At 63.0% G+C, this 8,135-nt stretch carries 8 protein-coding genes; 3 read left to right on the top strand and 5 right to left on the bottom strand.

What is annotated here, in order from left to right:
* The 3 genes from ACYP01_RS13205 to ACYP01_RS13195 form a co-directional block, all read left to right on the top strand.
* A partial coding sequence (locus ACYP01_RS13205) for an enoyl-CoA hydratase/isomerase family protein (protein WP_459680461.1) occupies positions 1-709 on the top strand: 709 nt, incomplete at its 5' end.
* Between the two features lie 30 nt (positions 710-739).
* The gene (locus ACYP01_RS13200) at positions 740-1,642 is read left to right on the top strand and encodes a LysR family transcriptional regulator (protein ID WP_007729501.1); all 903 of its coding nucleotides are present in this window, start codon (positions 740-742) and stop codon (positions 1,640-1,642) included.
* A gap of 3 nt (positions 1,643-1,645) precedes the next feature.
* Positions 1,646-2,542, top strand: a complete 897-nt coding sequence (locus tag ACYP01_RS13195; RefSeq protein ID WP_003939949.1) for a LysR family transcriptional regulator — start codon at positions 1,646-1,648, stop codon at positions 2,540-2,542.
* On the opposite strand, the gene ACYP01_RS13190 is transcribed toward ACYP01_RS13195, so the two are convergent.
* The 5 genes from ACYP01_RS13190 to ACYP01_RS13170 form a co-directional block, all read right to left on the bottom strand.
* Entirely contained in the window at positions 2,539-3,444 is a 906-nt protein-coding gene (locus ACYP01_RS13190) for an NAD(P)H-dependent flavin oxidoreductase (RefSeq protein WP_459681323.1), read from the bottom strand. The two genes, ACYP01_RS13195 and ACYP01_RS13190, sit on opposite strands and share 4 nt — an antisense overlap.
* A gap of 53 nt (positions 3,445-3,497) precedes the next feature.
* Positions 3,498-5,153 carry a class I adenylate-forming enzyme family protein gene (locus ACYP01_RS13185; RefSeq protein ID WP_459681321.1) on the bottom strand — a complete coding sequence of 552 codons (1,656 nt, stop codon included), beginning with the start codon at positions 5,151-5,153 and terminating at the stop codon, positions 3,498-3,500.
* Between the two features lie 41 nt (positions 5,154-5,194).
* A complete protein-coding gene (locus tag ACYP01_RS13180) occupies positions 5,195-5,959 on the bottom strand; it encodes an SDR family NAD(P)-dependent oxidoreductase (RefSeq protein ID WP_003939944.1) in 765 nt (254 codons plus the stop codon).
* 54 nt (positions 5,960-6,013) lie between these two features.
* Positions 6,014-7,144 (bottom strand): thiolase family protein, encoded by a 1,131-nt coding sequence (locus ACYP01_RS13175; protein ID WP_003939840.1) that lies wholly within the window; start codon positions 7,142-7,144, stop codon positions 6,014-6,016.
* Positions 7,145-7,278: 134 nt separating this feature from the next.
* Positions 7,279-8,135: MFS transporter (locus tag ACYP01_RS13170; protein WP_459680457.1), on the bottom strand; the 857-nt coding region annotated here is incomplete at its 5' end.

Here is an 8,135-nt window from a genome sequence, read left to right as displayed (position 1 = left end):
CGACGCCTGGATCGCTCTACGTGAAGCAGTCCTCGAACTTCAAGAGGACGCGCAGATTCGCTCGGTGATCCTGACCGGCGGGGATGGGACCTTCTGCGCGGGCTCCGATCTGGACAAGCGTGGCTCGTCGCACCCGCTCGATCGCATGCGTGTCATCAACGCAACGGCAATCGCACTGAGTGAGTTTCCCAAACCTCTGGTGGCGAAGGTCGACGGGTTTGCCGTCGGAGCCGGATGGAACATGGCGTTGCTCTGCGACTTCGTCGTGGCAGCCAAGGGTGCGAAGTTCAGCCAGATCTTTGCCAAACGGGGGTTGTCTGTCGACTTCGGTGGTTCGTGGATCCTGCCGAGACTGGTCGGCCTCCAACAAGCCAAGCGACTGGTGATGCTTGCCGAGACGATCGACGCACAGGAAGCCTACGAGCTCGGGTTGGTGACTTATCTGGTCGAACCGGCCGAGCTGGACGAACACACGTCAACACTGGCGCAGCGGCTCGCCGCCGGCCCGCCGGCCGCACTGAGTCAGTCTGCCGCCATGCTCGAACATCACACCTCCCTCTCGTTGCGGGAGGCCTTGGACAACGAGGCGAGGGCGCAAGCGGTCAATTTTGCGACGGATGCCACCGACGCGGTTCGTGCCTTCGTGGAAAAGCGGGAGCCGATCTTCACCGGAGAGTGGGCCGTACCAGGGGCAACTCGGGTGGAGTGAGCGACGGATCGCTGGTCGTATGATGGGTGAGTGGATCTGCACTTCGTCACCTACTTCGTCGCTGTTGTCGACCACGGTGGGATAACGAAGGCCGCTCAGGCTCTCTACATTTCGCAGCCCTCGCTGTCACAGGCAATTCGTACGCTCGAGCGTCGACTCGGCGCCACGCTGTTCGACCGGACGGGCAGGCGGTTGGTTCTTACCGACGCGGGCCGCACGTTCGATCTCGCGGCCAGGAGAATCCTTGCCGACGTCGAGCGCGCGAAGGCGAAAGTGACCGCCGTTCGCGAACTCGAGTTCGGTCGTGTCGACGTCGTCTCGTACTCGGCGTTCTCGATCGATCCGATGGTCGAGTTGGTCCGTCGATTCCGGGCCAACTTCCCGAAGATCGTCGTGCGTGTTCTCGACACGTACGGCCCGGCCGGGGTCGACAATGCGTTGCGGCGAGGGTCGGCCGAGGTCGGCGTCACCGATCTGAGTATCGGGTACGAAGGTTTGGTCACGGCTCCGATTGCCACTCAGGAGTTGGTGCTCGCCACCCATGCGTCGTTGTCCGGCCGACTTGCAACGCCGTTGGCGGATCCGGTTCCGCGAGCGCTCTTGCACAGTTTGCCGCTGGTGGTCGATCTCGGTGATCAATCGAATCAGTTCCGGGGTCTACTGAGCGAAGGCGCCGAGAACGTAGTCGTGGACTGTGTCCACCCTGTGACCACGTGGGAACTCGTGCGTCGAGGGATCGGCGCCACTGTAGTGCCGAGAAGGGTTGCACAACAGCAGATGACAGACGTCTGCGCCTTCTCCTTCGATCCGCCGCTGACACGCGACGTCGGTATCGTCTATCGCTCGGGCGAGCAATCCCCGGCGGCCGCTGCATTCATCGCGACGGCTGCGGAAATGGCCACCTCCGCCGTTCCGTCCACGGAAGAGGAGTGAACTGTGGAGTTCCGGCAGATGGAGTACTTCCTCGCAGTGGTCGAGAACAAGGGGATCAACGGCGCCGCAGCGGCTCTCGGCGTTGCTCAGCCGACCGTGTCACAAGCGTTGCGCGGGCTCGAACGTGAACTGGGAGTAAGGCTGTTCCATCGCATCGGGCGCGGCATGGTGCTCAGTGCTGCCGGTCGCAGTCTGGTCGGCCCGAGTCGACAGGTTTTGCGAGACGTAGCTGCGGCGGCTGAACAGTTGACGGCATCAGATGGCGCCATCGTCGGTCGCCTCGACATCATGGCTTTCCCTGCACTGACCTCGGGGACGATCGTCGATCTGATTGCGGAGTTCTGTCGACGGTATCCGCAAGCACGAGTCAGATTCTCGGAACTCGAGCGTGAGGACAATCTGGAAAGTCTCATCCGGGACGGCCACTGCGAATTCGCGGTGGCTCATCTGCCGCTCGAGGCGGGCGAAGGGCTCGAAATCGTCGAATTGGGGGAGCAGGAATACCGCCTGGTCTACCCGGCTGGAACAGAACTACCTGAGGGGCCGGTACGCCTTTCGGAAATGCCGGACATTCCCATGGTATTCGTTCCTCGCGGGGCAGCGATGGGTGACGCGATCGAAGATTCGATCCGAAAGGCCGGTACCAGAACGGAACTCGCGGTGGTGACCGAGCAACGGGAGTCGCGGCTCCCGATGGTCATCGCCGGACTCGGCGGTTCGTTGGTCGAGCGCTCGGTGGCGAAATCGATGCCTGGTCAGGTGGTGGAACGGGCCTGCGAGCCGAGATTCCTGCGTGCGTACGGTCTCGCCTTCGACCCCTCGACGTTGTCGCCGGTGGGACAGGTATTCGTGAACCTGATCCACGAGTACCTGTCCGACGAACGCCGGTCACAGCACTAGAGTCGGCAGATACGTTCTCGCGCGGCAGCGTACTCGGCGGCGAGACGCTCTACTACTGCATGCGTCGGAAGGACTGCGTCGATCGCTCCGATGCCCTGTCCGGCGCCCCAGATGTCACGCCAGGCCTTGGTATCGGTGTCGTTGGTCGCGAAACTCATTGCGGATGGATCGGATTCGGCCAGGTTGTCGGGGTCCAAGCCGGCGGCAACGATGCTGCCCCGCAGGTAGTTTCCGTGTACTCCGGTGAACAGGTTGGAATAGACGATGTCGGAGGCCCCTGAACCCACGATCATCTCCTTGTACGCAGGATCCGCGTTAGCCTCTTCGGTTGCGATGAAAGCTGATCCGACGTATGCCAAATCGGCTCCGGCCGCGAGCGCAGCGAGAATCGAATCACCATGAGCGATGGCACCTGACAACAGCAGTGGACCGGCGAACCACTCACGAATCTCCCGAATCAGGGCAAACGGCGACTGCCTACCGGCATGACCACCGGCCCCGGCAGCTACCGCGATCAGTCCGTCGGCGCCCTTCTCGATCGCCTTGCGTGCAAAGCGATTGTCGATGACGTCATGGAGAACGATTCCGCCGTATGCGTGGACTGCGTCGTTGATGTCGGTGCGAGCGCCGAGGGACGTGATGACGATCGGAACCTCGAACTCGGCGATGGTCGCCAGGTCCTCTTCCAAGCGGTTGTTGGACCGGTGGACGATGAGGTTGACGGCAAATGGCGCCGACGGATTCTCCGTGTGCTCACGATCATGTTCCTCACGAGCCACGGTGATCAGTTTGAGCCAATCCCGAAGTGCCGACTCCGGACGAGCATTCAGTGCCGGGAAGGACCCGATGATGCCAGAGGTGCACTGCGCGATGACGAGGTCAGGGGTCGAGATGATGAACATCGGTGAAGCGAGAACCGGGACACGCAGTTGCGACGTCAGGTCTGCGAAGGTTGTCACCTGGAACCGCCTTTCTGATCGACGGATTCGAGAAGTCTCGAGCGGAGGTCGGTCTTGAGGACCTTACCGGCAGCCGATGTCGGAAGTAGTTCTACCTCGACGACTTCGCGAATCTTCTTGTACGGCAGCACCTGCTCGGCGACGAACGCCTTGATCTGCTCGGCGTCGAACTCGGCGCCCGGAATCATCACGACGAAGGCTACGGGCTCCTGGCCGTTGCTCCCCACTTCGCGGCCGACGACCGCGGCAGTCGAGATCGCCGGGTGCGAGACCAGAATCTCTTCGAGTTCACGCGGATAGACGTTGTACCCCTTGTAAATGAGCATGTCCTTGGCCCGGTCACAGATGAAGAGGTATCCGTCCGAGTCCAGGTACGCGATGTCTCCCGTATCCAACCAGCCGTCGACGAACTGTTCTGCGGTGGTTTCCGGGTGTCCGAGATAGCCGTCGGTGACCTGAGGTCCACGCACCCAGAGTTCGCCACGTTCGTTCTCGCCCAGAACGGTCTTCCGGTCGAGCTGATCGCGAATCTGGATTTCGGTGTCGAAGATCGGGAGGCCGACGCTGCTCTGCCGATATTCCGAGCCGTTGATCAGCGGAGCGGCCGTGACCACACAGGTGGCCTCGGTCAGCCCGTACCCTTCGACGACGAGCGCTTTGGGAAATGCCCGGCGGAGTGCGGCGAGCGTGACACTGTCGATCGGGGCAGCACCCGAAGAGACGACGCACACGCTGTCGGTGTTGCGCACCGTAGCGTCGGGATGAACCGACAGTGCGTGCCACATGGCGGGAGACCCGGTGAGATAGGTGGCCTCGTGCTTTTCGATCAGCTCGAGCATCCGGCCGGGTTCGAACCGACCGGCGAACACCTGGGTGAGACCGGAGATCAACAGGAACGACGTGTTGAGCAACGAATGTGCATGGAAGAGAGGGGAGACCACGATGGTCGCCCCGGTCCCGTGCGTCGGACCGAGCACGTCGAGGCCGTCGATGCGTCGAGGCGTGACGAGACCGTCCGGACCTGCCTCCAACTCGTGACCGGTTCTCCACCCACACATCTGCGTGATGTTGCCGACGACGTTGCGGTGAAGAACACGAACACCTTTGGAGACTCCGGTGGTTCCGCCGGTGAACGCGATGTGTGCGATGTCGTCGCTACGAACCGAGGCAGGGGTGAATTCGGTGGGTAGATCGGCGATGAAGGAGTCGAATGCGACGACCGACTCCGGTGTGTCGAGCGCGCCCTCGGCGTCCTGGACCATCACGATACTACGCACGGAGGTTCCTGAAGCGGCCGCGAGCAGTACGTGCAGCTGCGCACTCTGAGTCACTGCAGCAACGGCGGACGTCTCTTCGATCTGCTTGCGCAGGCCGAGCTCTGGCTGCAGTGGGTTGACCAATGTGACTGTCGCCCCGGCCTGTAGGCATCCGTAGTAAGCCTGGAGGAACTCGACGCAGTTCCCGAGGTGCATCAACACCACGTCGCCGACGCCCACCCCGGCTTGCCGCAGTGCGCCGGCGAATTGTGCACTGCGCTGGCCGAGTTCGCGGAAGGTGCACGTACGCTCGCCGTCCACGACGGCGAGGCGGTCACCGTAGAGCGCCGCTATGCTGGGCGCCCAGTACGCCATGGTGGTATCCGGGTAGTGCATGTTGTGCCGCAGTTGTGGATTGGCGATCACGCTGGTGCCCGTCACCGGGGAGCCATTCGGATAGCGCCGTCGAGTCTGATGGTCTCGCCGTTGAGGTAGCCGTTCTCGAGCATCGAGACGGCGAGCTGGCCGAACTCGTCCGGACGACCCAGTCGTGAGGGATTGGGAACAGAGGCTTCGAGGGCCGTGCGCACGTCTTCGCGTAGGCGCGCCAGGAGGGGAGTGTCCATGATGCCGGGAGCAATGGTGTTGACGCGAATTCCGCGGCTGGCGAGATCGCGGGCAGCGGTGACCGTCATACCGACGATGCCGGCTTTGGACGCTGTGTAGTTGATCTGACCGATCTGACCTTCGAATGCTGCGACCGACGCCGTCATCACGATGGCACCTCGCTCACCGTCCACGGCGTCGAGTTCCGCCATCCGCTCGGCGCCGAGACGGAGTGCGTTGAACGAACCGACAAGATTCAGCTTGACGACGAACTCGAAATCTTCGACCGATCCGGCTTTTCCATCCTTGTCGAGAATGCGCATACGACGCCCGGCACCCGCGCAGTGGACGACGCCGCGGAGGCCGCCGCGCTCGTGCGCCGCGTCGAGTGCTTCGGCGAATTGTTCGCTGTCGGTGACGTCGGCCGGGGCGAATTGTGCGGCAGCACCGAGATCGGCCGCCACCTGCTTACCGTCGGACGAAGGCAGATCGATCAACGTGACCTGCGCTCCGGCGTCGAGCAGCCGTCGAGCGGTTGCCAGGCCGAGGCCTGAAGCGCCGCCGGTGATCGCGGTGGAAAGTCCCTCGAGTTTCATGGATCAATTCTTCTTTCCTGCTGGATGACGTGTCGGCCCGAAAGCGTTGTCGGGTCAGATCAATTCGAGAATGGTCGCATTGGCCATGCCGCCGGCCTCGCACATCGACTGGAGACCGTAGCGAATTCCGTTGTCGCGCATGTGATGTGCCAGGCGAGTCATCAAGATCGCACCTGATCCGCCGAGTGGGTGGCCGACCGCGATAGCGCCGCCGAGCGGATTCACACGATCGATGGCTGCGCCGGTTTCAGCCTGCCAGGCAAGCGGGACGGGGGCGAATGCCTCGTTGATCTCGAAGGCGCCGATGTCGTCGATGGACAATCCGGAGCGATCCAATGCCTTTGCGGTGGCGGCAATCGGACCGGTGAGCATGATGACCGGGTCGTCGGCTGCGACCACTGCGGTGTGAATACGAACGAGCGGCTTCCACCCGCGTGCCCGGGCGTACTCGCTGGTCGTGACGAGTGTGGCGCCCGCCCCGTCGGAGATCTGAGAAGAGTTGCCGGCGTGGATGGCACCGTCGGCGTCGAAGGCCGGGGGCAACTTCGCGAGCGACTCCACACTTCCGCCTCGCCGAATGCCTTCGTCCTGGGACAAGCCCGCGATCGGAGTGATCTGCCCGGTGAATGCCCCTTCATCGGTGGCACGGGCCGCGAGTTCGTGTGAGCGGAGGGAGTATTCGTCCAGAGCTGTTCGTGTGAGTGCCCATTTCCGGGCCATCATCTCGGCGCCGGTCCCCTGGCTGAAACCGTCCACCCCGTAGCGTTCGAGTACCGAAGCCGGAAAATGCTCACCGTTCTTGCTGGCGGTCCCCATCGGTACTCGTGACATCGATTCGACGCCTCCGGCTACGACCACGTCGTTCTGACCGGAGATGACGGTGGCCGCAGCAAAGGAAACTGCCTGCTGGCTCGATCCGCAGGCCCGGGTCAGTGTGACGCCGGGAACGCTGTCGGGCCAGCCGGCAGCGAGTGCCGCTGTGCGGGCGATGCTTCCGGCCTGCTCGCCGACCTGACTGACGCAACCCCAGATCACGTCGTCGACCGTCGCCGCGTCGAGTCCGGTCCGTTCAGCGAGCGCACGCAGTACATGGGCGGACAACTCGGCCGGATGGATCTCCGAGAGGGCGCGGCCGCGACGGCCGATCGGTGTACGTACTGCGTCGACGATGACGGCATCTCGCATGTATCTCTCCTGCTGTTCGTGCCCGGTTCTGCGACTGTGCGGTCGGGGCGTGTCTCGAGTCGATCACGAGCGGGTCGACCCGGCAATGTCTTTCGGTGAATGGCTTTGTTAGCGAATGGCTATACGTGGAGTACTCAGCCTCGGATGAGCTTGCGATCGCGCTCGGGATTGGCGAAGACGAGGACCAGAACCGCGGCGATCACTCCGATGACGCCGATTGCCTGGAAGGACTGGGCGTAACCGTCGGCCGGGGTTGCAGCGTTGTCCACGATGACTCCCGTTGCGTAAGGAGCAATCAGGCCACCGATCGACATGATGGCGAGGAAGAATCCCATCGTTCCGGCAGTCTGCTGCGGCGGGCACAGCTCCGAGATCGCAGCGTTGATGAGCGGGAAGGTGATTGCCGAGAACCCGTAGCCGATCGAGACCATGGCGACAGCGACGATGGGGGTGGAGATCTGTGGCAGGAACAGGAGAATCGATCCGCAGATCAGAACGCCGACACAGGGAACGATGACGCGAACCGTACGAGAGGTGAAGCCGCGGCCGATCAACTTGTCCGTGACGGAACCGGAGGTGATCATGAGGACGAGACCGACGATCGAGGGCAGCGCGAACATCGAACCGGCCTGCATCGCACTGTATCCGAGGCCGACCTCGAAGTACGACGGCAACCAGGTGAGAACGACGGTGGTCAGCGCGTAGATGGTCGCGATGAGGAAGCAGCAGCTGACGAAGGTGCGGGAGAGCAGGATCTTGCGCCACGGAACGTTGGGCTCGGTGACCGCCTTCGTGGCTGTCCCGGCTGCCTCGGTTGCTTCTGTATCTGCAGTCTTGGTCGCCTTGACGGCCTTGCTCGTGTACGGGCCCTCGGACCAACCGGCCAGCCAGCAACCCATCCACACGAGACCGAGAACGGAGAGCGAGAGAACCGCTGCGCGCCAGCCGTAGTGAACGGCGATGAAGGTCAGTACCGGCGCGAGGGCGATCT

It is taken from the genome of Rhodococcus sp. no. 34, from assembly GCF_054589475.1.
Note: the sequence above shows the minus strand (reverse complement) of the source record. Positions and strands in the feature narration are given on the sequence as shown.

What these genes read in the sequence shown, in the direction of transcription:
- ACYP01_RS13190 (WP_459681323.1), bottom strand. Translation starts at nt 3,444, where the DNA reads ATGTTCATCATCTCGACCCCTGACCTCGTCATCGCGCAGTGCACCTCT.
- ACYP01_RS13185 (WP_459681321.1), bottom strand. Translation starts at nt 5,153, where the DNA reads ATGCACTACCCGGATACCACCATGGCGTACTGGGCGCCCAGCATAGCG.
- ACYP01_RS13180 (WP_003939944.1), bottom strand. Translation starts at nt 5,959, where the DNA reads ATGAAACTCGAGGGACTTTCCACCGCGATCACCGGCGGCGCTTCAGGC.
- ACYP01_RS13175 (WP_003939840.1), bottom strand. Translation starts at nt 7,144, where the DNA reads ATGCGAGATGCCGTCATCGTCGACGCAGTACGTACACCGATCGGCCGT.